We start from the raw sequence: 26,600 nt of genomic DNA on the forward strand, positions 1-26,600 counted from the left end.
AATGGCGTAAAATCAAGGCGGGAGTCGGCCAGGCAGTCGCGCTCCCGCGTTCGGCTCAGCCGGGCGTGGGAGGGAGGAAAGTCCGGGCTCCACAGGGCAGGGTGCCAGGTAACGCCTGGGGGGCGCGAGCCCACGGAAAGTGCCACAGAAAACAGACCGCCTAACCCGCCGCGGGACATGTGCCCGGGGCGGGCGGTAAGGGTGAAAAGGTGTGGTAAGAGCGCACCGCGCCGGTGGCAACACGCGGCGGCACGGTAAACCCCACCCGGAGCAAGACCAAATAGGGGGGCACGCGGCCCGGTGTCACAACCGGTGCCGCAGCCTGCGGCCCGCAGGCGCTCCCGGGTAGGTCGCAAGAGGCGTGCGGCGACGCACGCCCCAGATGAATGACTGTCCACGACAGAACCCGGCTTATCGGCCGGCTCCCGCTTTTATTCCTCCGGCGCGTTTGTGGGTCGCTGTCGCCCGCCGCTGGGGGCGCGACAGGCGGCCAAGGCCGCGGCGGGCGGTGGGCGGATCGGCGCCACCGCGGCGCCTTGCGCTGACCGCAGCGGGTCTGGATCAGGCCGAGCACGCCCGCAGTGGCGATGCCAGTCCGGACCACGGCCCAGACCGCCCTCCTGCCGGGCCTGAGACTGCAGGTGATGCCACCGTAACCGGTGGATTCACCCCAGAATGCCCGCTTCTACCGCCCGTCAGATGCTCTGCGGGTGGTCCTCGCCCGCTCTCCCCACTTCTCCCCCCAACGCCACCGTCCACCCCACCCGCATTGCCGGTGGATGGCGCCCAGCAAGCTGTGGCTGAGCATTAAGTTAAGGTGGTATGTGACTGATAAACCGATGTATTGTTGCAGTCAGTATCAGCTTTAGCTTATTTGTTTAAGTTTTTGACGCAGCAACGAAAAAGGCGCTCCCAAGCACTTGACCCTCCGTGGGGCCTCTCCTAAACTGCCGCCCATGTGGGGAGAAGTGGGGAAATCTGGGGCAGCGTAGGGTGTCGGTGCACAACCGCCGCGGTCGAGGGCCATGAAGTTCTACGGGACATTCTTTCTGACCCTCGACGCCAAGGGGCGCATCGCCATACCGGCCACTGAGCGCGCCAAGTTGGAGGAGCTGTGCTGCTCGCGCGTTGTCGTCACCGCAGACCTGGGCGACAGCCTGCTGGTGTACCCGGAGCCCTATTTCGACGAGCTGGCAGAGCGGCTGAACCAGCTGCCCAGCCTCAAGCCCACCACGGAGGCCCTGCAGCGCACGCTCCTCGGCTACGCGAGCCACGCCAAGCTCGATGCCCAGGGGCGGGTGCTGCTGACGCCGGCGCAACGGGCGCTGGCGGGGCTGGAGAAGGAGGCGGTGCTCATTGGGGTGGGCAATCGCTACCAGCTTTGGCGCAAGGACGCCTGGGCGGAGCAGCAGAAGCGCGACCGCGAGCTGGCCGCGGCGGCCCTGGCGCAGGAGCCCGAGCTTTCGGACTTCCGTCTCTGACGCTGCCGACCCACGCCGGCGCTGGATCGGCGCCGGCACAAAGAGACATGGGCTGTGGCCTGCGGGGGCAGGCGGCAGCCGCAAACACTAGATCACAACAACCGCATGGACCCGCGAGAGCACATTCCGGTCCTGTTGGGGGAAAGCATGCAGGCCTTGGGGGTAAGAGCAGACGGCGTCTATGTGGACGCCACCTTCGGTCGCGGCGGCCATGCGCGTGCCATCCTTGGGCGCCTGGGCGCCGGCGGCCGTCTGCTCGCCGTGGATCGTGATCCGGATGCGGTGGCCGCCGGTGCGGCGCTCGCGGCTGCCGACCCGCGCCTGACGCTGCGTCGCGCCCGCTTCGGCGAGCTGCCCGCGCTGGTGCAGCAGGCCGGGCTCGCGGGGCGGGTAAACGGGCTGCTGGCGGACCTGGGCGTGTCGTCGCCGCAGCTGGACAGTCCGGCGCGGGGCTTCTCCTTCAGTGCCGATGGCCCGCTCGACATGCGTATGGACCCGGACGTCGGCGTGAGCGCCGCGGACTGGCTCGCCGACGCCGCGGAGCGCGACATCGCCCGGGTGCTCAAGGTGTACGGCGAGGAGCGCTTCGCCAAGCGCATCGCCCGCGCCATCTGCACCGCCCGTGAGCAGGAGCCGCTCACCACCACCCGTCAGCTCGCGGCCCTGTGCGAGCGCGCGGTGCCCACCCGGGAGCCCGGCAAGCACCCCGCCACGCGCACTTTTCAGGCGCTGCGTATCCAGGTGAACGCGGAGCTGGAGGAGCTCAAGGCCCTGCTCGCCGGCGCCTGCGACCTGCTTGCCGCCGGCGGCCGGCTGGTGGTGATCAGCTTCCATTCGCTGGAAGACCGCATCGTCAAGCGCTTCATTCGGGACGAGTCGCGCGGGGCTGCCCTGCCCAAGGGTCTGCCCGTCACCGATGACCAGGTGCCGCGGCGCCTGAAGCCCATCGACGGCGCCGTACGCGCCGCCGAGGGCGAGGTCCGCGCCAACCCCAGGGCCCGCAGCGCCGTGCTGCGCGCGGCGGAGCGGCTGGCATGAGCGCACGGCACGAGGGCGGCACCGACCAGGCCGCACTGGTGGTGGCACTGCTGCTCGGCGCCGCCGTGCTCGCGTCCGGCGTCGCCGTGATCAACGTCAAATACCTCACTCGCGAGGAGTTCGGCACCTTGCAGCAGGTGCGCGCGCAACGCGATGCGCTGGACGTGGAGTGGGGCCGCTTGCAGATTCAGGAGGCCGCACTGACGACCCACACCCGCATCGAGGACAACGCCCGCACCCAGCTCGACATGATCATGCCCGCGGGTGGCGAGGTGCGGGTGGTGGAAGTGGCCGCCCCGGAGGACGACGATGCGCTTTGAGCCCAACCGCACCCGCGAGCGCATGAAGGCGCGCCTGCGTCGGGCCGAGCTCGCACGGCGCCGCCCGCCGAACTTCACTGCGCGCCGCGCGGTGCTGGGCCTGATGCTGACGGCCGCCTGCCTGTCCGTGGTGGGGGCCGCCTTCCACCGGCAGGTGCTGGAGCACGAGTTCCTGCGCGACGAGGGCGAAAAGCGCTTCCTGCGCGAGCGCGAGATCGCCGCCCGCCGCGGCATGGTCACGGACCGCAACGGCGAGCCGCTGGCCATCAGCACCTCCATGTCCACCATCTGGGCGGACCCGCAGCTGCTCGCCGGGCGCCGCGAGGCCCTGCCGGCGCTGGCCGCCGCGCTCGAGCTGCCCCCGGCGGACCTCGGTGCACGGCTCGATGCCTATGTCGAGCAGGGGCGCCGCTTCATGTACCTGCGCCGGCGCGTGGAGCCCAACAGCGCGGACGCCGTGCGCCAGGTCACCGACGGCTATCGCCTCGCCGGTGTCGGCACCGACACCGAGTATCGCCGCTTCTACCCGGGCGGCGAGATGTTCGGCCAGGTGGTGGGCTTCACCAACGTGGACGACGTGGGCCAGGAGGGCGTCGAGCTGGTGTTCGAGGACCGCCTGCGTGCGGACCCGGGCCGGCGTCGCGTCATCCAGGACGGGCGCGGTCGCGTCGTGGAAGAGGTCGAGCAGATCAAGCCGCCCGCCCATGGCGAGGACGTGACCCTGAGTCTGGATCGGCGCCTGCAGTTCCTCGCCTACCGTGAGCTCAAGCGCGCCGTCGCCGAGCACCGCGCCAAGTCCGGCACCGCCGTGCTGCTGGACGTCACCACGGGCGAGGTCCTGGCGATGGTGAATCAGCCGGCGTTCAATCCCAATGCCGCGCGCAGCGAGCCCGTGGAGCATCGCCGCAACCGCGCGCTGACGGATGTCTTCGAGCCTGGCTCCACCATGAAGCCCCTGGTGGTGGCCACCGCGCTGGAGGCCGGGATCATCAATGCCCGCACCCCCGTCAACACCGCGCCGGGGGTGCTCCAGGTGGGCCGCAACCGGGTCCGGGACATCCGCAACTATGGCCTGCTGAACACCACCAGCGTCATCACCAAATCGAGCAACGTGGGCGTCGTGAAGATCGCGCACAGCATGGACCGCGCCGTGCTGTGGCAGAGCTACGGGCGGCTCGGCTTCGGTCGCATCACCGGCGTCGAGTTCCCCGGCGAGCGCACCGGCTTCCTGCCGCATTACGAGGGCTGGTCGCGCTTCGAGCACGCCACGCTTGCCTTCGGCTACGGGCTCAATGTCACCTCCCTGCAGCTGGCCCAGGCCTATGCCGTCATCGCCAACGACGGCGTGCGCCTGCCCGTCTCCCTGCAGCGCCGGGATGCCCTGCCGGCCGGCGAGCGCGTGTTCTCCGCCGACACGGCGCGTGCCGTGCGCGCCATGATGGAGACCGTGGTTTCCGACAAGGGCACGGCGCGTCGGGCCAAGATTCCGGGCTACCGGGTCGGCGGCAAGACGGGCACCGCAAAGAAGGCCACGGGACGCGGCTATGCCGAGGGCAAGTACCAATCCGTGTTCGCCGGCATGGCGCCCATCTCGCAGCCGCGCTTCGTGATGGTGGTGATGGTGGACGAGCCGCGGGGCGAGTCCTATTACGGCGGCATCGTTGCTGCGCCCACGTTCGCCAAGGTCATGCAGGCGGCACTGCGCCTGTATAACGTGGCCCCGGACGACCCGCAGGCCGAGCTGCTGCTCGCGGGCCTGAAGCGGGAGGCAAAGCGATGAGCATGGCCGGCCCTGTGACGCGCCCCGCGGGCGTCACCAATTGGCCGCTGGCAGAGCTGCTGGCGGGCTTCGCGGTGCTGCCCTTCGAGTCCGGGCCGAGGGTGACGGAGCTGGCGCTCGACAGTCGGCGGGTCATGCCCGGCTGCCTGTTCCTGGCCTGCCGCGGGCGCGGCACCCACGGCCTCGCGCATGCGGAGGAGGCCGCCGAGCGCGGCTGTGTTGCCATCGCCGCGGAGCCGGACGCGGACTGGGGCGAGGCGGAGCTGGGGCGCCTCGCCGTGGAACTGTCGCTGCCGGTGATCCCGGTACCGAACCTCGGAAAGCGCGCCGCAGACATTGCGGCGCGTTTCTTTGGGCACCCTGCAAAGGGGCTGGAAGTCTTCGGTGTCACCGGCACCAGCGGCAAGACCTGTGTGACCCACTACCTTGCCGGGGCGCTCGCCGCGGCAGTGCCCCAACCGGCCCTGCGCTGCGCTGTCATCGGCTCCCTGGGGCATGGCTTTCCGCACGATGGACTGGCAGCCGGCGATGACCTCAGCACGCCGGATCCGGTGTCCTTGCAACGTCAACTGGCGACGCTGCGAGCGCAGGGCGCCGAAGCCGTGGCGCTGGAGGCCTCGTCTCACGCCCTGGATCAACGGCGCATCGGTGCTGTTTGGCTCAGCCACGCGGTGTTCACCAACCTGAGCCGCGACCACCTGGACTACCACGGCGACATGGCGAGCTACGCCGCTGCCATGCGCCGCCTGTTCCGCACGCCGGTGCTGCGCTGGGCGGTGCTGAACGCCGACGACCCCGCCAGCGCCGGCATGGCCGCCGCGCTGGAGCCGGGCGTCAGCGTGGCCCGGTATGGCCAGGGCGCGACGCCGCCGGATTCGGACTCGGACCTCTGGATCTGGGCGCCGGTCGTGACGCCCGTTGCGGACGGCCTGCAGGTGCAGGTGCAGACCTCCATCGGCGCCGGCAGCTTCACCGCACCCGTCATCGGCCGCTCCCAGGTGGCGAATCTGCTGGCGGTGCTCGCCGTGCTGCTGAGCCGGGGCGAGGCGCTGCCGACGGCGCTGGCCCGGCTCGGCACGCTCCGGAGCCTGCCCGGGCGCATGGAGCGTTTCGGTGGGGGTGGACGCCCGCTGGTGGTGGTGGACAACGCCCACGCGCCGGCGGCCCTGGAGCAGGCGCTGACGGAGCTGCGCAGACACTGCCGGGGCCGGCTGCTGCTGGTGTTCGGCTGTGGCGGCGGTCGGGACGCCGGCAAGCGCCCGGCCATGGGTGCGGTTGCCGAGCGACTGGCGGACGTCGTCATCGTCACCGAGGACAACCCGCGCTTCGAAGACGCCGAGCGCATCAATGCGCAGATCCTCGCCGGCATGGCGCGTCCGCAGGCCGCCATCGTCGAGCATCAGCGCGCGCTCGCCATCCGCGCCGCGCTGGCCCGCGCCGGCCGCGATGATGCCGTGCTGGTGGCGGGCAAGGGCAGTGAGACCGTCCAGGACATGGGCGAGCTCAAGGTGCAGTTCAGCGACCGCGCGCAGGTGGTGCAGGCGCTCGGCGAATGGGAGGGGCGACGCTCATGAGCGCTTGGCTGCCGCGGTTGCACGGTGCGATGGGCAGGTTTCTCGGGGGGAGGCTGTCGGCGGCCGGCGCGGGTCCTGCCGCATCGGTTGCCGACCGCCGTGGCGACGGTCGTGGCCGGCGGTTCGCGGTGCGTCGGGGGGAGCGCTGTGACGGCCACGGCCCGATTGCCAGGGAAGACAGCAGGGGCGGGTGGCGTGGCTCCAGGCGCGAGCGGCGTCTGCGCCGGACATCGCGTCCAGGCCATTCCGCCATCCGCCGGGCGGCTGGCCGGGCTCAGGCCACCCTCAGCCCTCAGCCCTCAGCCCTCCCCCAAAGGAGTGCCGGCTGATGCTGCTCTGGCTCACCGACTGGCTCGGCCAGCTCGACAGCGGCTTCTACGTGTTCCGCTATCTGACGCTTCGGACCATCCTCGGCGTGCTGACGGCGCTCGGCATCTCGCTGCTGGTGGGGCGCCCGCTGATCCGTTGGCTCAGCAGCTACAAGGTCGGTCAGGTGGTGCGCAACGACGGTCCCGAGAGCCACTTCTCGAAGGCCGGCACCCCCACCATGGGCGGTACCCTGATGCTGGTGGCCATCGGCGTCAGCACCCTGCTGTGGGCAGACCTGACCAACCGCTTTGTCTGGGTGGTGCTCCTCACCACCCTCGGCTTCGGTGCCATCGGCTTCGTGGACGATTACCGCAAGCTGGTGCTGAAGGACCCCAAGGGACTGCCCGGACGCTGGAAGTACTTCTGGCAGACGGTGGTGGGGCTGTCGGCGGCCGGCTATCTGTTCTTCAGCGCCACGACGCCGGGCGAGACGGCGCTGCTGGTGCCCTATCTCAAGGATGTCAGCATCCAGCTCGGGCCGCTGTTCATCCTGTTCGCCTATTTCGTCATCGTCGGCGCCAGCAATGCCGTGAATCTCACCGACGGGCTGGACGGCCTCGCCGTGGTCCCCACGGCCATGGTGGCCGGTGGTCTGGGCATCATGGTCTATGCCGCCGGCCACACGGAGATCGCCGACTACCTGCGCATCCCCTATGTGCCGGATGTGGGCGAGGTGGTGGTGATCTGCGGCGCCATCGCCGGCGCCGGCCTGGGCTTTCTCTGGTTCAACACCTATCCGGCCCAGGTCTTCATGGGCGATGTCGGCGCGCTGGCGCTGGGCGCGGCCCTCGGTGCCATCGCGGTGGTCGCCAAGCAGGAGCTGGTGCTCTTCATCATGGGCGGGATCTTCGTGCTGGAGACCGTCTCGGTGATGCTGCAGGTGCTCTCCTACAAGCTCACCGGCAAGCGCCTCTTCCGCATGGCGCCGCTGCACCACCACTACGAGCTGAAGGGCTGGCCGGAGCCGCGCGTCATCGTGCGCTTCTGGATCGTCACCGTCGTGCTCGTGCTGATCGGCCTCGCGAGCCTGAAGATCCGATGAGCGTACCGGCACCGACCATCCCTGACCTGTCCCCCGCGGCACTCGCCGGCGTCAAGGCGCTGGTGGTGGGCCTGGGTCCCACGGGGCTCTCCTGCGCGCGCTTCCTGCACGGCCACGGCGCCACCGTCGCCGTCACCGACAGCCGCGATGCACCGCCGGCGCTGGCAACCCTGCGCGAGGCGCTGCCGGACGTGGCGGTGATGCTCGGTGGCTTCGATGACGCCGCCTTCGCCGCGGCCGATGTGATCATCGTCGGGCCGGGCCTGCCGCTCAGCACGCCCGCCGTGGCCCGGGCGCAGGCCGCGGGCACACCGGTGCTGGGGGACGTGGAGCTCTTCGCCCAGGCGGTGCGGGCACCCGTCGTCGGCATCACCGGCACCAACGGCAAGAGCACCGTCACCACGCTGCTCGGGCAGATGGCCCTGGCGGCCGGCAAGCGCGCGGCCATCGGCGGCAACCTCGGCGAGCCGGTGCTGAACCTGCTGGCGGACGAGGTCGAGCTGTACGTGATCGAGCTCTCCAGCTTCCAACTGGAGACCACGCATTCACTGCCGCTGGTGGCGGCCACCGTGCTCAACCTGTCTGCGGATCACATGGACCGCTATGCGGACATGGCCGCCTATGCGGCCGCGAAGCAGCGCATCTTCGCCCACGCCGCGAGCGCCGTGGTGAACCGCGACGACGAGGCCTCGGTGCGGCTCGCCGCCGGCATCGCCGAGCAGGCCGGCTTCACGCTGGGGGCGCCGAGCCGCCCGGACGACTGGGGGCTGTGCGTGCACCGCGGCGCCGAGTGGATCTGCCGCGGCGACGAGTCCGTGCTGCCGGTGGACGATCTCGTGCTGCCGGGTCGGCACAACCTGGCCAATGCGCTGGCCGCACTGGCCCTCGGCGAGCGCTGCGGCCTGGACCGCGAGCCGATGTGCGACGTGCTGCGCCGCTTCCGGGGCCTGAGCCACCGCAGTGAGCTGGTGGCGGACCACAACGACATCCGCTGGATCAACGACTCCAAAGGCACCAACCCCGGCGCCACCGTGGCCGCCCTGGATGGGCTGGTGCCGGACCCGAAGCGCCGCAAGGCCGTGCTCATCCTCGGCGGCGACTGCAAGGACGCGGACTTCTCGCCGCTGCCCGCCGCCGTCCGCCGCGCCGCGCGGGCGGTGGTGCTCATGGGCCGCGACGCCGATGACCTGGCCGCTGTGCTCGCCGACACCGTGCCGCTGCATCGGGCCGCGGACATGGACAATGCGGTGCGGCAGGCCGCCGTGCTGGCGGCACCCGGCGACTGCGTGCTGCTGTCGCCGGCCTGCGCCAGCTTCGACATGTTCGACGACTACCGCCACCGCGGGCGCGCCTTCGCCGAGGCGGTGGCGAGGTGGGTGCCATGAATCATGCGCTGACGGCCGAAGCCGCCGCGGGCCAGGTCGGGGGCCTGCGCCGCCGGCGCCGACACGAGCGGCGGACGCCGATGCTGGACGGCGGGCTGCTGGTGGCGGTGCTGTTCCTGCTCGGGCTCGGCTTCGTCATGGTGGCCTCGGCCTCCATGCCCATGGCGGACCGCAACTACGATGATCCCTTCTTCTTCGTGCTGCGCCATGGGGTGGCACTGGCGCTGGCGCTCACCTGCGGCGCTCTCTGCTTTGCGGTGCCGCTCAAGGTCTGGGAGCAGGCGGGGCCGGTGCTGATGCTGCTCGGCATCGGGCTCCTGCTGGTGCTGCTGGTGCCGGGGGTCGGCCGCACCGTGAACGGCGCCACGCGCTGGATTCCGCTCGGGCTCATCAATCTTCAGCCCTCGGAGCTCATCAAGTTCACGGCCGTGATCTACCTCAGCGGCTACCTGGTGCGCCGGGAGCTTGAGGTCCGCATCAGCCTGATGGGCTTCCTGCGTCCCATGCTGCTGGTGGGGGCCGCCGGCGCCCTGATCATGCTGCAGCCGGACTTCGGCACCACGGCGGTGATCCTGGCCACCAGCATGGGGCTCTTGTTCCTGGGCGGGGTCAGCGTGCTGAGCTTCGTGCTGTTGGGGCTGCTGCTGGCCGCCGGGCTCGCGGTGCTGATCGTCATCGAGCCCTACCGGCTTCAGCGGGTGACGTCTTTCGTCAATCCGTTCGACGATCCTTTCGACACCGGCTACCAGCTGAGCCAGGCGCTCATCGCCTTCGGCCGCGGCGAATGGCTGGGGGTCGGGCTCGGCAACGGCATCCAGAAGCAGTTCTACCTGCCGGAGGCGCACACGGATTTCCTGCTCGCCGTGGTGGGGGAGGAGTTTGGCCTGCTGGGGGTGCTGGTGGTGGTGGCCCTGTTCGCCGTCATTACCTGGCGCGCCTTCGCCATCGGCGCCCGTGCCTGGCAACGCGGGGACCTGTTCGGCTGCTACGCCGCGCACGGCTTTGGGCTCCTGATCGGACTCCAGGCCTTCATCAATGTCGGCGTCAACACGGGGCTCCTGCCCACCAAGGGCCTGCCCCTGCCCTTCATGAGCTACGGCAGCAATGCGCTCATGGTTGCGCTGATGGCCGTGGGCGTCGTGCTGCGCATCGACTTCGAGCTGCGCCGGAAGACCGTCGAGTCCATCCCAGAGGGCGGCCTGCACCGCGAGCGCCCGGCGCCGCCCGCGCAGCCACCGCGGGAACGGCAGAAGCGTGAACGGGGGGCGACATGGCGACGTGGATGACACAGCGCCCGGCCGCGCCGGGCGCCGGGCTGGGCGCCGAGCGCGCGCAACGCGCCGGCCCTCAGCCCTCGGCACTCAGCCCTGCCGTCGCCGTCATGGCCGGCGGCACCGGCGGTCACGTGTTTCCGGCGCTGGCGGTGGCGGAGGTGCTGCGCGCCCGCGGTGCCGAGGTGTTCTGGATCGGCACCCGCGCCGGCCTGGAGGCGCGGCTGGTGCCGGCGCACGGGTTCGCGATGGAGTACGTCGGCATCCAGGGCGTGCGCGGCAAGGGCCTCAAGGCGCTGCTCACGGCGCCCTTCAAGCTCGCGGCGGCCGTGCGCGAGGCCGCCGGTATCCTCAAGCGCCGCGGCGCGCAGACGGTGCTCGGCATGGGCGGCTTCGTGGCCGGGCCCGGCGGGCTCGCCGCCAAGCTCCAGGGCCGGGCGCTGGTGATCCAAGAGCAGAACAGCGTGCCCGGAATGACCAACCTGTGGCTTTCGCGCGTGGCGGACCGGGTGTTCGAGGCCTTCCCCGGCAGCTTCCCGGGGGCCCGGCGCGCCATCGACAGCGGCAACCCGGTGCGTGCGGACATCGCCGCGCTGCCGCCGCCGGCGGCGCGCCTCGTCGGCCGCAGCGGCCCGCCGCGGCTGCTGGTGGTGGGCGGGTCCCTGGGTGCCAAGGCCCTGAACGAGACGGTGCCGGCGGCACTCGCGCTGCTGGCGCCGGACGCCCGCCCCCTGGTGCGTCATCAAGCCGGCGAGAAGACGCTGGACATCGCCCGCACCGCCTACGCGGCCGCCGGCGTGGAGGCCGAGGTCACCCCCTTCATCGACGACATGGCGGCGGCCTATGCCTGGGCGGACCTGCTGGTGTGCCGCGCCGGGGCGCTGACCGTGGCGGAGGTTGCCGCCGCGGGCGTACCGGCGATTTTCATCCCCTTCCCCTATGCGGTGGACGATCACCAGGTGGGCAACGCCCGCTGGCTCAGCGACGCCGGCGCAGCGCGGCTCGTTATTCAGCGCGACCTGACGCCGGAGCTGCTGGCCGGGCACCTGCGCGAGCTGCTGGCAGACGCCGACAAGCGCCTCGCCATGGCCGAGGCCGGCCGCGCCAAGGCCAGAATCGACGCCGCCGAGCGTATTGCGGATGCCTGCCTGGAGCTGGCTGAACGGACGGAGGCACGCGCATGAGCCCACACCGTACGCACAGCGCCAGCTGCATGGGCCGCATCCGGCGGCTGCACTTCGTCGGTGTCGGCGGTGCCGGCATGAGCGGCATCGCCGAGCTCATGGCCAATCTGGGCTACGCGGTGCAGGGCTCCGACCGGCGCGAGGGCGCGGTGACGGACCGCCTGCGCGGGCTCGGGGTGGAGGTCTTCATCGGCCACGACGCGGCGCATGTGGCCGACGTGGATGCCGTGGTGGTGTCCACCGCCATCGACCCCGCCAACCCGGAGGTCATGGCCGCCCGCGAGGCGCGCATCCCGGTGGTGCGCCGGGCCGAGATGCTCGCCGAGCTCATGCGCTTCCACTACGGCGTGGCCGTGGCCGGCACCCACGGCAAGACCACAACCACGAGCCTGATTGCGAGTGTGCTCGCGGAGGGGGGTCTGGACCCGACCTTCGTCATCGGCGGGCTGCTGAACAGCGCCGGTGCCAACGCGCGGCTCGGCAGCAGCAAGTACCTGGTGGCCGAGGCGGACGAGAGCGACGCGTCCTTCCTGTTCCTGCAGCCCATGCTGGCGGTGGTCACCAACATCGACGCCGACCACATGCACACCTACGGCGGCGACTTCAATCGGCTGCGCAACACCTTCGTCGAGTTCGTGCACCACCTGCCGTTCTACGGCCTGGCCGTGCTCTGCATCGACGACGACGAGGTGGCCTCCCTGGTGCCGCTCATGGCCCGACCCGTCATGACCTACGGCACCCGGGCCGACGCCGACGTGCGCGCCGACAACGTCCGCCAGCAGGGCACGCGCATGCTCTTCGATGCCCACCTGCCGGACGGCGTGGTGCTGCCGGTGGAGCTGAACCTGCCCGGGCGCCACAACATGCTGAACGCGCTCGCCGCCATCGCCGTGGGCCTGGAGCTCGGCGTGGACGCGGACGCCATCCACCGCGCGCTGGCCGCGTTCCAGGGGGTGGGCCGGCGCTTCGTCGTCAGTCACTGCGGTATCCACGGCGGCCGCGACGTCACCCTCATCGACGATTACGGCCATCATCCGACGGAGCTTGCCGCCACCATGGCCGCCGCCCGCGGCAGCTGGCCGAAGCGGCGTCTGGTGCTGGTGTTCCAGCCGCATCGCTACACCCGCACCCAGGAGCAGTTCGACGACTTCGTGCACGTGCTCTCGGAGCCTGATCGGCTGGTGCTGTGCGAAGTCTACGCCGCCGGCGAGCAGCCCATTGCGGGTGCCGACGGCCGCAGCCTGGCCCGGGCCATCCGCGCCCGCGGCCGGGTGGACCCGCTGTTTGCGCAGGACCTGGACGAGGTGGTGGAGCTGCTGGACGCCACGCTTGCCGACGGCGACGTGGTGCTGGTCTCGGGTGCCGGGGACATCGGCGGGCTCGCGGCGCGCCTGCCCAAGCTGCTGCTGGCGGAGGACGAGGATGCGGACTGAATGCCTGCCCGCCGCCAAGACCCTGCTGCGCAGCCGTCAGCTCGGCTGTCTCAGCCTGCGCCTCGGCTGCGGGGAGCCGCTGCATGGGCAGCTCCATGACCCGGCCGGGCACCGCCCGCCGCCGTCGGCGCTCGCCGCATCGCCGCGCCGGGAGGGGTCGCGCACATGACGCAGACCGGCGACATGGGACTGCATGGTGCGCTGCGGGGCGAGCTGCGCCGGGACGAGCCGCTCGCCCGGCACACCAGCTGGCGCGTGGGCGGCCCGGCCGCGCGCCTGTACCGGCCCGCGGACCGCGACGATCTCATCGCCTTCCTGCGCTCGCTGCCCGCGGACGAGCCGCTGCTCTGGCTCGGTCTCGGCAGCAATCTGCTCATCGACGACAGCGGCTGGCCCGGCACCGTCATCGAGACCCAGGGCTGCCTCACCGCGATGGAACAGCTCGCTCCCGAACGGCTGCGGCTGGAGGCGGGCGTCTCCTGCGCCAAGGCGGCGCGCTTCGCCGCCCGGGCGGGTCTGGTGGGACTTGAGTTCTTCGCCGGCATCCCGGGCACCGTCGGCGGTGCGCTGGCCATGAACGCCGGTGCCTGGGGCGGCGAGACCTGGCCGCACGTGGCTCTGGTGCGCACCCTGGACCGCGGCGGCCGGGTGCGCGAGCGCGGCCCCGAGGACTTCGACGTCGGTTATCGGCACGTGGCCATGCCGGCGGGGGAGTGGTTTCTGGAGGCCGAGCTGGTGCTGGAGCGCGGCGACACGCAAGCCGCCCAGGCCCGCATCAAGGAGCTGCTGGCCCGGCGCGCGGCCACCCAGCCCACCGGGCTGCCGAGCTGCGGCTCGGTGTTCCGCAATCCGCCGGGGGATCACGCGGCCCGGCTCATCGAGGCCTGCGGGCTCAAGGGCCTGCGTTTCGGCGGCGCCGAGGTCTCGCCCAAGCACGCCAACTTCATCATCAACACCGGCGACGCCAGCGCGCGGGACATCGCGCGGCTCATCGACCACGTGCGCGCGGAGGTGGAGCGCCGCCACGGCGTCCGGCTGATACCCGAGGTGCGTCGGGTGGGGGATTTCCAATCATGACGCTCGATCCGGCCCAATTCGGCAAAGTGGCCCTGCTGCTCGGCGGGCAGGCGGCGGAGCGCGAGATCTCGCTCAAGAGCGGCGCCGCCGTGGGCGCGGCGCTCAGGCGTGCCGGCGTGGATGTGCACGACATCGACCCGGGCCCGGACGTGCTGGAGGTGCTGCGCGCGGGCGGCTTCGACCGGGCGTTCATCATCCTGCACGGCCGCGGCGGTGAAGACGGCCAGATTCAGGGGGCGCTCGAGTGCATCGGCCTGCCCTACACCGGCTCCGGCGTGCTCGGCTCGGCCATCGGCATGGACAAGTACCGCACCAAGCTGCTCTGGGCGGGGGCGGGCGTGCCGACGGCGGACTTCGTGCTGCTGCACGGTGAAGATGACCTCGCCGCCGCGGCGCAGCTCGGCTTCCCGCTCATGATCAAGCCCTCCCAGGAGGGCTCCAGCCTCGGCATGGCCAAGGTCGAGAACGCAACCGCCCTGGCGGTGGCCTGGCGGGCCGCCGCGGAGTACGACCGCACGGTGCTCGCCGAGCGCTGGCTGCCCGGGGCCGAGTACACCTGCGCCATCCTCGGCGGCGAGGCGCTGCCGCTGATCCGCCTGGAGACGCCCAACGCCTTCTACGACTACCAGGCCAAGTACTTCTCCGACACCACCCGCTACCACTGCCCCTGCGGCCTGTCCGTGGCGCAGGAAGCCGAGCTCCAAGCGCTCTGCCTGCGGGCCTTCGACGCCGTGGGCGCCGCGGGCTGGGGCCGGGTGGATTTCATGCTCGACGCCGCCGGCGAGCCCAAGCTCCTGGAGGTCAACACGGTGCCCGGCATGACCGACCACAGCCTGGTGCCCATGGCCGCCAAGGCGGCGGGCATCGACTTCGACGCGCTCTGCCTGCGCATTCTGGCCAGCAGCCTCGTGGAGGGGGCGCAGTGAGCACGGTCCACGCCCATGCTGCAACCTCCGGCGCGGCTGCGCCCACGCCTCCGGCCCCGAGCAGTCTCGCCCTGGTGGCCCGGCTGCTGACGGCGGTGGCGATCATCGGCGCGCTGGCGGGGGCAGGCTTTCTGGCCCTGGAATGGGAGCCGCGGCTGCTGCCCATCCGCGTGGTCACCGTGGACGGCGAGATGCACGGGCTGTCGCGGGAGTCGCTGAAGCAGACCATCGTCGAGCACATCGACGGCGGCATCCTCACCCAGGACCTGGTGTCGCTCCAGCAGCGGGTGCAGGACCTGCCCTGGATTCATCGTGCCAGCGTCCGCCGCGTCTGGCCGGACCGGCTCGTGTTCAGCGTGCGCGAGCACGAGGCCATGGCCCAGTGGGGCGAGAACGGCCTGGTGACCGAGGACGGCATCGTCTTCCGCCCCCGCGACGGGCGCCTGCCGGCGGGGCTGGTGCGCCTCGACGGGGCCGATGATATGGCGCCCGACGTGGTGGCGCGCTACCGGCGCTGGCATCCGAAGCTCGCCGAGCTGGGGCTCATCATCGATTCAGTGGTCCGTAACGCCCGCGGCGACTGGACGCTCACCCTGCTCGGCGGCACCGAGCTGTATCTCGGCACCGACGACATCGAGACACGCTTCGAGCGGCTCCTCGCCGCCTATCCGCAGGTGGAGGCCATCGGCATCCCCACCCGCATCGACCTGCGCTACAGCAACGGCTTCGCGGTGCGCTGGCTGCCGCGGGCCGATGCCCGCCCCGAGCGCGTCGCCGCCAACATTTCACGGGAACGGAGCTGACCGCATGGCCAGACGTAGTGAGAAGAACCTCCTGGTTGGGCTCGACATCGGCACCTCGAAGGTGGCCGCGCTGGTGGGCGAGCTGAAGGCCGACGACACCATCGAGATCATCGGTATCGGCACCCATCCCTCCCATGGCCTGAAGAAAGGCGTGGTGGTGGACATCGAATCCACCGTGCAGTCCATCCAGCGCGCCGTCGAAGAGGCGGAGCTGATGGCCGGCTGCGAGATCCACTCGGTGCATGCCGGCATCGCCGGTAGCCATGTGCGCAGCCTGAACAGCCACGGCATCACCGCCATCAAGGACCACGAGGTGGTGCAGGCGGACGTGGACCGGGTCATCGACGCGGCCCGCGCTGTGGCCATCCCGGCGGATCAGAAGATCCTGCACATCCTGCCCCAGGAATTCATCATCGACGACCAGGAGGGCATCCGCGAGCCCATCGGCATGTCCGGTGTGCGCCTGGAGGCCCGGGTGCACATGGTGACGGGCGCGGTCAGCGCGGCGCAGAACATCGTCAAGTGCATCCGCCGCTGCGGGCTGGAAGTGGACGACCTCGTCCTGGGTCAGCTCAGCTCCAGCTACGCCGTGCTCGGTGAGGACGAGAAGGAGCTCGGCGTCTGTCTCGTGGACATGGGCGGCGGCACCACGGACCTCGCGGTGTTCACCGACGGCGCCATTCGCCACACCGCCTGCATCCCCATCGCAGGGGACCAGGTCACCAACGACATCGCAGTGGCCCTGCGCACACCCACCCAGCACGCCGAGGACATCAAGGTGCGCCACGGCTGCGCCCTGTCCTCCCGCGGCGTCAGCGAGGACATCGAGGTGCCGAGCATCGGCGAGCGCCCGGCCCGCCAGCTCTCCCGCCAGACCCTGGCCGAGGTGGTGGAGCCCCGCTACGAGGAGCTCCTGAACCTGCTTCAGGGGGAGCTGCGCCGCAGCGGCTTCGAAGACCTGGTGGCCGGCGGCGTCGTGCTCACCGGCGGCGCCGCGAAGATGGACGGGCTCATGGAGCTGGCCGAGGACGTCTTCCACATGCCAGTGCGTTTGGGCGTGCCCCAGTACGTCACGGGCCTTGAGGACACCATCGCCGACGCGGTCTATGCCACCGGCGTCGGACTGCTCATCTACGCCCAGCAGCACCGCTTCGCCGCGGGCTCCGAGTACGCGGAGTCGGCGGGGTTCTGGGGGCGGCTGCGGCGTTGGTTTGGAGGTTGAGGCGGCATCGAGAACCGCCGCCGGTCAGGACCCGCCCAGCGCGGGACCGGCCGGCATCGAAAAAGGGGGAACAGCACAAGTGCGGGGTCTCCTGCCCCGCCGGCCGCAGGATGGCAAAGCGTACCCCGTGCGGCGGCCCCGCGCGGAGGCGACAGGAGTCGGGCGTACCCACCCCGCGGCCCGAGGGGACGGTTAGTCAGGCAGGCAACAGTAAGCGATACGAGAGGCAACGCATCATGTTCGAGCTCATGGATACCCAGACCCAGACCGCAGTCATCAAGGTCATCGGCGTCGGCGGCGGCGGCGGCAATGCGGTCAACCACATGGCCGCGGCCAACATCGAGGGCGTGGATTTCATCTGCGCCAACACCGACGCCCAGGCGCTGGAGAACGCCAACGTCAAGACCATCCTTCAGCTCGGCGCCGGCATCACCAAGGGCCTGGGCGCCGGTGCCGACCCGGACATCGGCCGCAAGGCCGCGGAAGAGGATCGCGACCGCATCAAGGACGCCCTGGAGGGCGCCGACATGGTCTTCATCACCGCCGGCATGGGCGGTGGAACGGGTACCGGCGCGGCGCCCGTGGTGGCCGAGGTGGCTCGGGAGCTCGGCATCCTGACCGTCGCGGTGGTCACCAAGCCCTTCCCGTTCGAGGGCGGCAAGCGCGGCAAGACGGCCAACACCGGCATCGAGGAGCTGGGCAAGCATGTCGACTCCCTCATCACCATCCCCAACGAGAAGCTCCTGCAGGTGCTCGGCAAGGAGATGACCCTGCTCAGCGCCTTCAGCGCCGCCAACGACGTGCTGCTGAACGCCACCCAGGGCATCGCTGAGCTCATCACCCGCCCGGGGCTCATCAACGTCGACTTCGCCGATGTCAAGACCGTCATGTCCGAGATGGGCGTGTCCATGATGGGCACGGGCGCCGCCAGCGGCGAGAACCGCGCCCGCGAGGCCGCCGAGGCCGCCATCAACAGTCCCTTGCTGGAGGACATCGACCTGGCCGGTGCCCGCGGCATCCTGGTGAACATCACCGCCGGCCTGAGCCTGTCCATCGGCGAGTTCGACGAGGTGGGCAACACGGTGCGCGACTTCGCCGACGACGAAGCCACGGTGGTGGTGGGAACGGTCATCGACCCTGAGCTGGAGGACGAGCTGCGGGTGACCGTGGTGGCCACGGGTCTCGGTGGCCGCCATGCGGGTGTGTCGGCGGACGAGCCGAAGATGCGCCTGGTGAACAGCCGCGACAGCGACGGCATGACGCCGGACTACCGTGACATGGACCAGCCGGCGTACATCCGCAACAAGCGGGTGGCGGCCGGCGGCGGTGGCGATCAGGGCTCCGACCTGGACTACCTGGACATCCCGGCCTTCCTGCGCCGGCAGGCGGATTGAGGGGGCTTGCGGGGTGACGGCGCCGCCGTCGCCCCGTCAGACAGACTGATCTAGGACAATCCCTAGCCCAATAAACCCAAAATAAACAAACAGTTTCCTTGATGTCGCATTTGGTGCTTGATAATAATCCGGGAAAACCCTAACCTATGCATCAAGCATGGGTGCTGCGGCGCTGACCTTCGGCCCTGACGTTTAGCCCTGGTCTGCGAAGGCGCCGCTGCCCTAGAACAAAGCACCACCCGGATGTTCTCCGGGCGGCTCCACCTGGACGGCCCCGCGCGGGACCTGGGGCCAAGCGGCAAGGGGGAACGACAGTGATCCGTCAACGCACGTTGAAGAACGTGATCCGCGCCACCGGCGTCGGATTGCACACCGGCACCAAGGTGTATCTCACCCTGCGGCCGGCAGCGCCTGACACGGGCATCGTGTTTCGGCGGGTCGATCTGGACCCACCCGTCGATATTACCGCATGTCCGGCGCGGGTGGGTGACACCCGTCTCTCCACCACGCTTGAGGCCGACGGCGCCCGGGTGTCCACCGTCGAGCACCTGCTGTCCGCCTTCGCGGGGCTGGGCATCGACAACGCCTATGTGGACGTGAGCGCACCCGAAGTGCCCATCATGGACGGCAGCGCCGGTCCCTTCGTGTTTCTGCTGCAATCGGCCGGTATCGAAGAGCAGAACCGTCCCAAACGGTTCATCCGCATCAAGCGGCCGGTGACCGTGGAAGACGGCGACAAATATGCCCGCTTCGAGCCCTACAACGGCTTCCGTGTCGGCTTTTCCATCGATTTCGAGCATCCGGCGTTCACCTCCCGCGCCCAGTCCGCGGTGGTGGATTTCTCCAGCACCTCCTTCGTCAAAGAGGTGAGCCGGGCGCGGACCTTCGGCTTCCTGCGCGACATCGAGGCTCTGCGGGAGCAGAACCTGGCCCTCGGCGGCAGCCTCGACAACGCCGTGGTGGTGGACGACTACCGCGTGCTCAACGACGACGGTCTGCGCTACGAGGACGAGTTCGTCAAGCACAAAATCCTCGACGCCATCGGCGATCTCTATCTGTTGGGCCGTCCGCTCATCGGCGCGTTCATCGGCCACAAGTCCGGGCATGCGCTGAACAACCGGCTGCTGCGCGCCCTGCTCGCCGAGCAGGACGCCTGGGACGAGGTCACGTTCGAGGATCCGGCGCAGGTGCCCATCCGCTTCGGCCAGCCGGCCCTCGCGGGCTGACCGGCCGGGTGGGGGCGACTCAGGCGCCGCGGCGCAGGGTTGCAGCGAGTCGATGCAGGCTCCCGGCGAGGGGCGTATCGCCGAGGGCCGCCGCGGTCTGCTCCAGGCTGCGTGCGGCGGCATCGTCGGCCCCGCTGCGGGGCGGGGCGGTCCGGACCGCCGGCGCATGCCCGGACATGGGCGCCGCGGGCTGCGCGCGGACCCGACACTCCGACACCGCCTCGCCCTGCCCGGCGAGGGCAGACAGGAACTGAGGCGAGAGAAACCTCAGTCGATCCACCCAAGCGGGGGAATCGCAGATCAGCGTCAGCCGCCCATCGTCGAGGGTGGCCTGCGTGCAGTGTCCGGCGACGGATGTCGGCAGCAGGGCGCGCACCCGGGCGAGCAGCGCCTCGCGGCGCTCGAGCTCCAGAAGCAATGCCGAGACGGCATCGCTGCCGTGCAGGAAACGACGAATGTGCCGTGCTCGGGGGGGCTTCGCGGGGGCTTGCGGAGGTGACATGGAGCGCTTCCTCGCACGCAGGCGCCGGACGGCACCGAAAGACTGAGCCTTGGGGGGCGGGAGAGGCCGCGACGGCCTGACCCGCGCACGAACAATCTACACGAAGAGCGTGACAGCAGATGCAATACCCAACGATTCATGGCCGGGTGGGGGCCGCCGGCCGCACCTCGGTGCACCTATTGGTGATCATGTCCACAGCCCTCGCGGCCGGGGGCGTCGGCTTCTGGCTCGGTAAATACCGCATCACCGACACGGACCTCGCCGCCGTCGAGCGCACCGCGCCTGCCCCTGTTGTCGCCGACACCGCGGAGCGTGCCGCCGCAGACATCGATGCCGTCGCCGCCCGCGTCGGCGTCCTGCAGGCGGAGATCATGCGCATCAACGCGCTGGGCCAGCGCCTGGTGGAGATGGCCGGCCTCGACGACGAGGAGTTCGACTTCGCCAACCCGGCGCCCGCCGGCGGCCCCGATGATGCCGTGCTGCGCCGCAGCAGCGTGGACGACGTGGCCCAGGACCTGGCCAAGGTGCTCTCCGAGCTGGACGACCGCAAGCGCAAGCTCGGATTGCTGGAGACCCTCATCATGGAGCGGGATCTCAAGCGCCACACCAGCCCCGAGGGCTGGCCGCTGCGGGTCGGCGGCGTGGTCACGTCCAAGTTCGGTTACCGCCGCCATCCCATCACGGGTCGTCGCAGTATGCACAAGGGCATCGATATCGCTGCCAAGCACGGCACCGATATCGTTGCCATGGCCGACGGCATCGTCATTTTCTCCGGCTGGAAGGGCGGCTACGGCAAGATCGTCGAGGTGCGTCACGCCAATGGGCTCGAGACCCGCTACGCCCACAACAGCGCCAACCTCGTGAGCGAGGGCGACATGGTGCGCAAGGGGCAGGTCATTGCCAAGCTCGGCTCCACCGGTCGCTCCACGGGCCCGCACATCCACTTCGAGGTGCGGCGCAACGGCGAGGCGGTCAACCCGATGCAGTATCTGGATCTGAGCAAGAAATCCCGCGTCGCACGGCTCTGATCGTCGGCCCAAACGCTGGCTTCAGCGCTGACCCCAGAGCGAATCCCGGCGCGGGCCGGTTCCGACAGGACCCGCCGCGCCCGGCGTAACGCCGCCCCGCCCTACCCGGCGGGTGCGGCGTTGTTGCTTCTCCGTAACCTGTTGCCGGCAGCGCCGGGTGGCACCTTCCGGTATCCTGTAGAGATTTCTTCACGCCGCTGAGGTCCCGTCGCGGGCAAGTCATGGGTATCAACGTCTTCAAGAAGATCTTCGGCAGCCGCAACGACCGCCTGGTGAAGCGGCTGCTCAAGACAGCCGAGACCATCAACGCGCTGGAGGACGAGGTCGGGCGCCTGAGCGATGCCGAGCTGCGCGGGCGCATCGAGCGCTTCCGCGAGCAGGCGGCGGCCGAGACACCGCTCGACGACCTGCTGGCGGAGACCTTCGCCGTGGTGCGTGAGGCGGGCAAGCGCGTGCTCGGCATGCGCCACTTCGATGTGCAGCTCGTGGGCGGCATGGTCCTGCACGACGGCAAGATCGCCGAGATGCGCACCGGTGAGGGCAAGACGCTGGTGGCCACCCTCGCCGCCTGTCTCAACGCCCTGCCGGCCAAGGGCGTGCACGTGGTCACCGTCAATGACTACCTCGCCCGGCGTGACGCCGCTTGGATGGGGCAGATCTACGACTTCCTGGGCCTCACCGTTGGTGTCATCAACAGCTCCGGCGGCAGCGGCCCGGACACCGCCTCCTACCGCTACGACCCGAGCTTCGAGCCCGCCGCCGGTGAGCACGGCTACCGCCACCTGCGCCCCTGCACCCGTCGCGAGGCCTACGCCGCCGACATCACCTACGGCACCAACAACGAGTTCGGCTTCGACTACCTGCGCGACAACATGGCCTTCACGCCGGAGCAGCGCGTGCAGCGGGATCCCTTCTACGCCATCGTCGACGAGGTGGACTCCATCCTCATCGACGAGGCCCGCACGCCGCTCATCATCTCGGGCCCGTCCGAAGGCAGCACGGATCTGTACAAGCAGATCGACACCATCATCCCGTCGCTGACCCGCCAGGAGCCCATCAAGAACGAAGAGGGTCAGCCGGACTTCGGCCCCGGCGACTTCTCCGTGGACGAGAAATCCCGTCAGGTGTACCTGAGCGAGGAGGGCCACGAGAAGGTCGAGGCCATGCTCACGGACATGGGGCTGCTCGGCGAGGGCGAGAGCCTCTACGACGCCGGCAACATCGTGCTCATGCACCATGTCTATGCGGCGCTGCGCGCCAACGCGCTGTTCCAGAAGAACGTGGACTACATCGTCCGCGACGGCCAGATCATCATCGTCGACGAGTTCACCGGCCGCACCATGCCCGGCCGGCGCTGGTCAGAGGGCCTGCACCAGGCCGTGGAGGCCAAGGAGGGCGTGCCCATCCAGCCCGAGAACCAGACGATGGCCTCCATCACCTTCCAGAACCTGTTCCGGCTCTACCCCAAGCTCGCGGGCATGACCGGCACGGCGGACACCGAGGCCTACGAGTTCCAGAGCATCTACGGGCTGGAGGTGGTGGTCATCCCCACGCACATGCCCATGGTGCGGGAGGACCGCGGCGATCTGGTCTATCTCACCCAGGAGGAGAAGTACCGCGCCATCATCGAGGATGTGAAGGACTGCGTCGAGCGCGGGCAGCCCGTGCTGGTGGGCACGGCGTCCATCGAGACGTCCGAGCTGGTGTCGAAGCTCCTGAATGCGGACAAGATCGCGCACGAGGTGCTGAACGCCAAGCAGCACGAGCGCGAGGCGGGCATCGTCGCCCGCGCCGGCGAGCCGGCTGCCGTCACCATCGCCACCAACATGGCCGGCCGCGGCACCGACATCGTGCTCGGCGGCAACCTCGACGCCGAGCTGGAGGCTGTGGACGACGCCACGGAGCGCGAGCGCATCAAGACGGACTGGCAGGCCCGCCACCAACGCGTCATCGCCGCCGGCGGCCTGCACGTCATCGGCACCGAGCGGCACGAGTCCCGGCGTATCGACAACCAGCTCCGCGGGCGCTCCGGGCGCCAGGGCGACCCGGGCAGCTCCCGCTTCTACCTGTCGCTGAAGGATAACCTGATGCGCATCTTTGCCTCCGACAAGGTCGGCAACATGATGCAACGGCTCGGTATGCAGGAGGGCGAGGCCATCGAGCACCCCTGGGTGACCAAGGCCATCGAGAACGCCCAGCGCAAGGTGGAGGGGCGCAACTTCGACATTCGCAAGCAGCTCCTGGAGTACGACGACGTCGCCAACGACCAGCGCAAGGTCATCTACGAGCAGCGCCGCGAGCTGATGGACGGCGAGGACATCTCCCAGACCGTCGTCGCCATGCGCGAGGATGTGCTGAACAACCTCATCAGCGGCTACATCCCGCCGCAGAGCCTCGAAGAGCAATGGGACGTGCCGGGCCTGTCGCAGGCGCTGACGGACTTCTTCGGCGGTGACTGGCCGATCCAGCAGTGGCTCGACGCCGACCATGACCTGCACGAGGAGACCCTGCGCCGGCGCATCATCGACACCGTCGCCGGGCATTATGCGGAGAAAGAGAAGCTCGTCGGCGCCGACACCATGCGCCAGATCGAGAAGGCCGTGATGCTGCAGACCCTGGACAGCCAGTGGAAGGACCATCTGGCGCAGATGGACTACCTGCGCCAGGGCATCCACCTGCGGGGTTACGCGCAGAAGAACCCCAAGCAGGAGTATAAGCGCGAGGCCTTCGAGATGTTCTCGGCCATGCTCGCGACCATCAAGGAGGAGGTGGTGCGCACGCTCTCGCGCATGCAGATACGCTCGCCCGAGGAGGTGGCTCCGGCGCCGCCCCGGGAGCAGGACTTCCAGTTCAAGCACGAATCCTTCACCGGCCTCGGTGCGCCCGCAGAGCCCGCCGCCGTCGGCGCCGGCGAGCAGCCGTCCGGCGCTGCCCGGCGCCAGCCCGCGCCCGCGGGCGCTCGCCAGGCGGCGGCCGCGGACGAGCAGCAGCCCTATGTGCGCGGCGAGCGCAAAGTCGGCCGCAACGAGCCCTGCCCCTGCGGCTCCGGCAAGAAGTACAAGCAGTGCCACGGCAAGATGGCCTGACGCAGGTGGCGCCGCTGCGCATTGCCGGGGTGCGGCTCGCCGCGGGCGCCGCCGGCATCCGCTACCAGGGGCGTGACGACCTGGTTCTGTTGGCGCTGCCGGCGGGCGCGCAGACCGCGGCGGTCTTCACCACCAATGCCTTCTGCGCGGCGCCGGTGCAGATCGCGCGCCGGCACCTGGCGCAGACGGCGCCGCGCTGGCTGCTGATCAACGCCGGCAACGCCAACGCGGGCACCGGGGACCGCGGTCTCGCCGACGCCGAGATGTCCTGCACGGCGCTGGCGGCCGCCGGCGACTGTGCACCGGAGCAGGTGCTGCCCTTCTCCACCGGCGTCATCGGCGAATACCTGCCCGTGGAGCGTATCGCAGCCGCCCTGCCGCAGCTGGTCACGAGCCTGCGCGAGGACGGCTGGGAGGCCGCCGCCCGCGCCATCATGACCACCGACACCCGGCCCAAGACCGCCAGCGCGCGCTGCGACCTGGGCGGGCGCGAGGCGACGGTGGTCGGTATGGCCAAGGGTGCCGGCATGATCCGCCCGGACATGGCCACCATGCTCGCCTTCCTGGCGACGGACGCAGCGGTGCCGCGTGACCTGCTGGCGTCAATTCTGCGCGACGCGGTGGCCGACACCTTCAACGCCATCAGCATCGATGGTGATACCTCCACCAACGATGCCTGCGTGCTCTGCGCCGCCGGCACCCTGCCCGGTGCGCCGGTGGCGAAGGGCTCCCCCGCTGCGGCCGCCCTGGGCGCGGCGGTGCACGCCGTCTGCGACACGCTGGCGACAGACATCGTCAGCGACGGCGAGGGGGCCAGCAAGCTCGTCAGCATCGAGATCACGGAGGCGCAAAGCGCCACCGAGGCCCGTGCCGTCGCCGACACCATCGCCCATTCACCGCTGGTGAAGACGGCGCTCTTCGCTGCAGACCCCAACTGGGGCCGCATCCTGGCCGCCGTCGGCCGCGCCGGTGTGCCCGGGCTCGACATCGAGCGCGTGCGCATTTGGCTCGACGACTGCCTCATCGTCAGCGGCGGCGGTCGCGACCCGGCCTACACCGAATCCGCGGGGCGGGCCGTCATGGCCCGGGATGCCTTCCGCATCGGTGTCGCCCTCGGACGCGGGCGGGACTGCGCACGGGTGCTCACCTGCGATTTGAGCTACGACTATGTCCGGATCAACGCCGAGTACCGGACCTGAGGGTGCCGCCAAGCCGCAGCAGCGTCTCATTCACGTCGCCGCGGGCGCCTTGTTGGACGACCGGGGCCGGGTGCTGGTGGCGCAGCGCCCCGCGGGCGTGCACCAGGGCGGGCTCTGGGAGTTCCCCGGCGGCAAGCTGGAGCCCGGTGAGCCCGCGCACAGGGCCCTGGCGCGGGAGCTGCGCGAGGAGCTCGGCATCGAGGTGCGTGCGGCGCGCCCGCTGATCCGCGTCCACCACGACTATGGCGACCGCCATGTGCTGCTGGAGGTGTTCCTGGTGACCGCATTCACCGGCACGCCTCAGGGTCTTGAGGGCCAGCCGCTCGACTGGGTGGCGCCGCAGGCCATGGACGCAGCCCGCTTTCCAGCCGCCGACAAGCCCATCATCGATGCCCTGCGGCTGCCGGCGCGGTACCTGATCACCGGCGCCGACCCGCAGGACCCTGACCAGTTTCTGCGCAGGCTCCGGGACTCGCTGCGCGCCGGCATCGGGCTGGTGCAGCTGCGCGCCCACGGCCTCGATGACACCGCCTACGCCAGGCTCGCTCGTGCCGCGCTGCCGCTGTGTCGCGCGGCGGGTGCGGGCCTGGTGCTGAACCGCGATCCGACCGCCGGCGCCGGCATCGCCGCGGATGGCCTGCACCTGCGCGCGGCGACGCTGTGGCAGCTTACCGCCCGGCCGGCGGGGGTGGGCTTGGTGGGTGCCTCCTGCCATGACGCCGCGGACCTCCGGCGAGCTGCCGAGCTTGGCCTCGACTATGCCCTCCTGGGGCCGGTGCTCCCCACCGCGACCCATCCCGGCGCCCAGACCCTCGGTTGGTCCGGTTTCGCCGCGCTCGCCGATCCCGCCCGGGTGCCCGTGTATGCGTTGGGTGGCCTCGGCGAGGCCCACCTGACCCTGAGCTTTGCGCATGGCGCCCAGGGCGTCGCCGCCATCTCCGGCTTCTGGCGCGGGTCCTGAGGGCGCAGGGACAGCGTCATCGGTCAGCGTTGCTGCCGCGGGCAGCACCAACCTCCTGCGCGTCCAGACCAGCCGGCGACCGCCACCCTGTCTTTTGGCCTGCTTGCCGCCCGGAGCGCCGCTCGCGCAATCCATGTCCACGGCGGTGGGGCGAATCGGAGCAGGCCGACATGAAGTGGACGCGAAACAGACGCGGTTTCGTCATGGCGAGGTCAATGCATTGTCACGATGCGTTGCCTTCATCTGATCTTCATACACTGTCAACGGCGTCGCAACAATTGCAGGTCACCATACAGCGA

Annotated in this window: 22 protein-coding genes and 1 other RNA gene; 22 read left to right on the top strand and 1 reads right to left on the bottom strand. The window is 70.3% G+C overall.

Features of this window, described 5'->3' with window-relative positions:
- The first annotated feature begins 20 nt into the window (after window positions 1-20).
- The 18 genes from rnpB to lpxC all read left to right on the top strand — a co-directional run bounded on the left by rnpB (window position 21) and on the right by lpxC (window position 19,525).
- An RNA gene (gene rnpB, locus QZ607_RS06920) (RNase P RNA component class A) lies at window positions 21-430 on the top strand.
- 595 nt (window positions 431-1,025) lie between these two features.
- Window positions 1,026-1,481 carry a division/cell wall cluster transcriptional repressor MraZ gene (gene mraZ / locus QZ607_RS06925; protein ID WP_295881169.1) on the top strand — a complete coding sequence of 152 codons (456 nt, stop codon included), beginning with the start codon at window positions 1,026-1,028 and terminating at the stop codon, window positions 1,479-1,481.
- A 105-nt stretch (window positions 1,482-1,586) separates the two neighbouring features.
- Complete coding sequence (gene rsmH, locus QZ607_RS06930; RefSeq protein ID WP_295881171.1) at window positions 1,587-2,519, top strand: 16S rRNA (cytosine(1402)-N(4))-methyltransferase RsmH; 933 nt, start codon at window positions 1,587-1,589, stop codon at window positions 2,517-2,519.
- Complete coding sequence (ftsL, locus tag QZ607_RS06935) at window positions 2,516-2,839, top strand: cell division protein FtsL (protein ID WP_295881173.1); 324 nt, start codon at window positions 2,516-2,518, stop codon at window positions 2,837-2,839. The genes rsmH and ftsL overlap by 4 nt, the downstream gene beginning before the upstream one ends.
- Entirely contained in the window at window positions 2,829-4,619 is a 1,791-nt protein-coding gene (locus QZ607_RS06940) for a penicillin-binding protein 2 (RefSeq protein ID WP_295881175.1), read from the top strand. The genes ftsL and QZ607_RS06940 overlap by 11 nt, the downstream gene beginning before the upstream one ends.
- Window positions 4,616-6,193 carry a Mur ligase family protein gene (locus QZ607_RS06945; protein ID WP_295881176.1) on the top strand — a complete coding sequence of 526 codons (1,578 nt, stop codon included), beginning with the start codon at window positions 4,616-4,618 and terminating at the stop codon, window positions 6,191-6,193. Before QZ607_RS06940 ends, QZ607_RS06945 begins: the two co-directional genes overlap by 4 nt.
- 328 nt (window positions 6,194-6,521) lie before the next feature.
- Entirely contained in the window at window positions 6,522-7,604 is a 1,083-nt protein-coding gene (gene mraY, locus QZ607_RS06950) for a phospho-N-acetylmuramoyl-pentapeptide-transferase (protein ID WP_295881178.1), read from the top strand.
- Window positions 7,601-8,989, top strand: coding sequence for a UDP-N-acetylmuramoyl-L-alanine--D-glutamate ligase (gene murD, locus QZ607_RS06955; RefSeq protein ID WP_295881180.1), 1,389 nt, complete (start codon window positions 7,601-7,603; stop codon window positions 8,987-8,989). Before mraY ends, murD begins: the two co-directional genes overlap by 4 nt.
- Entirely contained in the window at window positions 8,986-10,275 is a 1,290-nt protein-coding gene (gene ftsW / locus QZ607_RS06960) for a putative lipid II flippase FtsW (protein ID WP_367268163.1), read from the top strand. The genes murD and ftsW overlap by 4 nt, the downstream gene beginning before the upstream one ends.
- 95 nt (window positions 10,276-10,370) lie before the next feature.
- A complete protein-coding gene (gene murG, locus QZ607_RS06965; RefSeq protein ID WP_295881322.1) occupies window positions 10,371-11,444 on the top strand; it encodes an undecaprenyldiphospho-muramoylpentapeptide beta-N-acetylglucosaminyltransferase in 1,074 nt (357 codons plus the stop codon).
- Window positions 11,441-12,877, top strand: a complete 1,437-nt coding sequence (gene murC / locus QZ607_RS06970) for a UDP-N-acetylmuramate--L-alanine ligase (RefSeq protein WP_295881182.1) — start codon at window positions 11,441-11,443, stop codon at window positions 12,875-12,877. The genes murG and murC overlap by 4 nt, the downstream gene beginning before the upstream one ends.
- Window positions 12,867-13,046 (top strand): hypothetical protein, encoded by a 180-nt coding sequence (locus tag QZ607_RS06975; RefSeq protein WP_295881184.1) that lies wholly within the window; start codon window positions 12,867-12,869, stop codon window positions 13,044-13,046. The genes murC and QZ607_RS06975 overlap by 11 nt, the downstream gene beginning before the upstream one ends.
- Window positions 13,043-13,954, top strand: coding sequence for a UDP-N-acetylmuramate dehydrogenase (gene murB / locus QZ607_RS06980; protein ID WP_295881186.1), 912 nt, complete (start codon window positions 13,043-13,045; stop codon window positions 13,952-13,954). The genes QZ607_RS06975 and murB overlap by 4 nt, the downstream gene beginning before the upstream one ends.
- Window positions 13,951-14,880 (top strand): D-alanine--D-alanine ligase, encoded by a 930-nt coding sequence (locus QZ607_RS06985; RefSeq protein WP_295881187.1) that lies wholly within the window; start codon window positions 13,951-13,953, stop codon window positions 14,878-14,880. The genes murB and QZ607_RS06985 overlap by 4 nt, the downstream gene beginning before the upstream one ends.
- Complete coding sequence (locus QZ607_RS06990; RefSeq protein WP_295881188.1) at window positions 14,877-15,683, top strand: cell division protein FtsQ/DivIB; 807 nt, start codon at window positions 14,877-14,879, stop codon at window positions 15,681-15,683. The genes QZ607_RS06985 and QZ607_RS06990 overlap by 4 nt, the downstream gene beginning before the upstream one ends.
- 4 nt (window positions 15,684-15,687) lie before the next feature.
- Complete coding sequence (gene ftsA / locus QZ607_RS06995; RefSeq protein ID WP_295881191.1) at window positions 15,688-16,905, top strand: cell division protein FtsA; 1,218 nt, start codon at window positions 15,688-15,690, stop codon at window positions 16,903-16,905.
- A gap of 236 nt (window positions 16,906-17,141) precedes the next feature.
- Window positions 17,142-18,299 carry a cell division protein FtsZ gene (gene ftsZ / locus QZ607_RS07000; RefSeq protein ID WP_295881193.1) on the top strand — a complete coding sequence of 386 codons (1,158 nt, stop codon included), beginning with the start codon at window positions 17,142-17,144 and terminating at the stop codon, window positions 18,297-18,299.
- Window positions 18,300-18,613: 314 nt separating this feature from the next.
- Window positions 18,614-19,525, top strand: a complete 912-nt coding sequence (lpxC, locus tag QZ607_RS07005; protein WP_295881194.1) for a UDP-3-O-acyl-N-acetylglucosamine deacetylase — start codon at window positions 18,614-18,616, stop codon at window positions 19,523-19,525.
- Between the two features lie 19 nt (window positions 19,526-19,544).
- Here the strand turns inward: lpxC and QZ607_RS07010 are convergent, their stop codons facing one another.
- Window positions 19,545-20,027, bottom strand: coding sequence for a DUF721 domain-containing protein (locus QZ607_RS07010; RefSeq protein ID WP_295881195.1), 483 nt, complete (start codon window positions 20,025-20,027; stop codon window positions 19,545-19,547).
- Window positions 20,028-20,146: 119 nt separating this feature from the next.
- On the opposite strand from QZ607_RS07010, the gene QZ607_RS07015 reads away from it, so the two are divergent.
- From QZ607_RS07015 to QZ607_RS07030, 4 genes are all read left to right on the top strand, one after another.
- A complete protein-coding gene (locus tag QZ607_RS07015; protein ID WP_295881198.1) occupies window positions 20,147-21,055 on the top strand; it encodes a M23 family metallopeptidase in 909 nt (302 codons plus the stop codon).
- A gap of 221 nt (window positions 21,056-21,276) precedes the next feature.
- Complete coding sequence (gene secA, locus QZ607_RS07020; protein ID WP_295881200.1) at window positions 21,277-24,141, top strand: preprotein translocase subunit SecA; 2,865 nt, start codon at window positions 21,277-21,279, stop codon at window positions 24,139-24,141.
- The gene (argJ, locus tag QZ607_RS07025; protein WP_295881203.1) at window positions 24,120-25,340 is read left to right on the top strand and encodes a bifunctional glutamate N-acetyltransferase/amino-acid acetyltransferase ArgJ; all 1,221 of its coding nucleotides are present in this window, start codon (window positions 24,120-24,122) and stop codon (window positions 25,338-25,340) included. Before secA ends, argJ begins: the two co-directional genes overlap by 22 nt.
- Window positions 25,309-26,301 (top strand): Nudix family hydrolase, encoded by a 993-nt coding sequence (locus QZ607_RS07030; RefSeq protein WP_295881206.1) that lies wholly within the window; start codon window positions 25,309-25,311, stop codon window positions 26,299-26,301. The genes argJ and QZ607_RS07030 overlap by 32 nt, the downstream gene beginning before the upstream one ends.
- Window positions 26,302-26,600: the final 299 nt, after the last annotated feature.

Origin of the sequence: uncultured Thiohalocapsa sp. (assembly GCF_913063425.1) — a bacterium.
Classification (GTDB): Bacteria; Pseudomonadota; Gammaproteobacteria; order Chromatiales; family Chromatiaceae; genus Thiohalocapsa.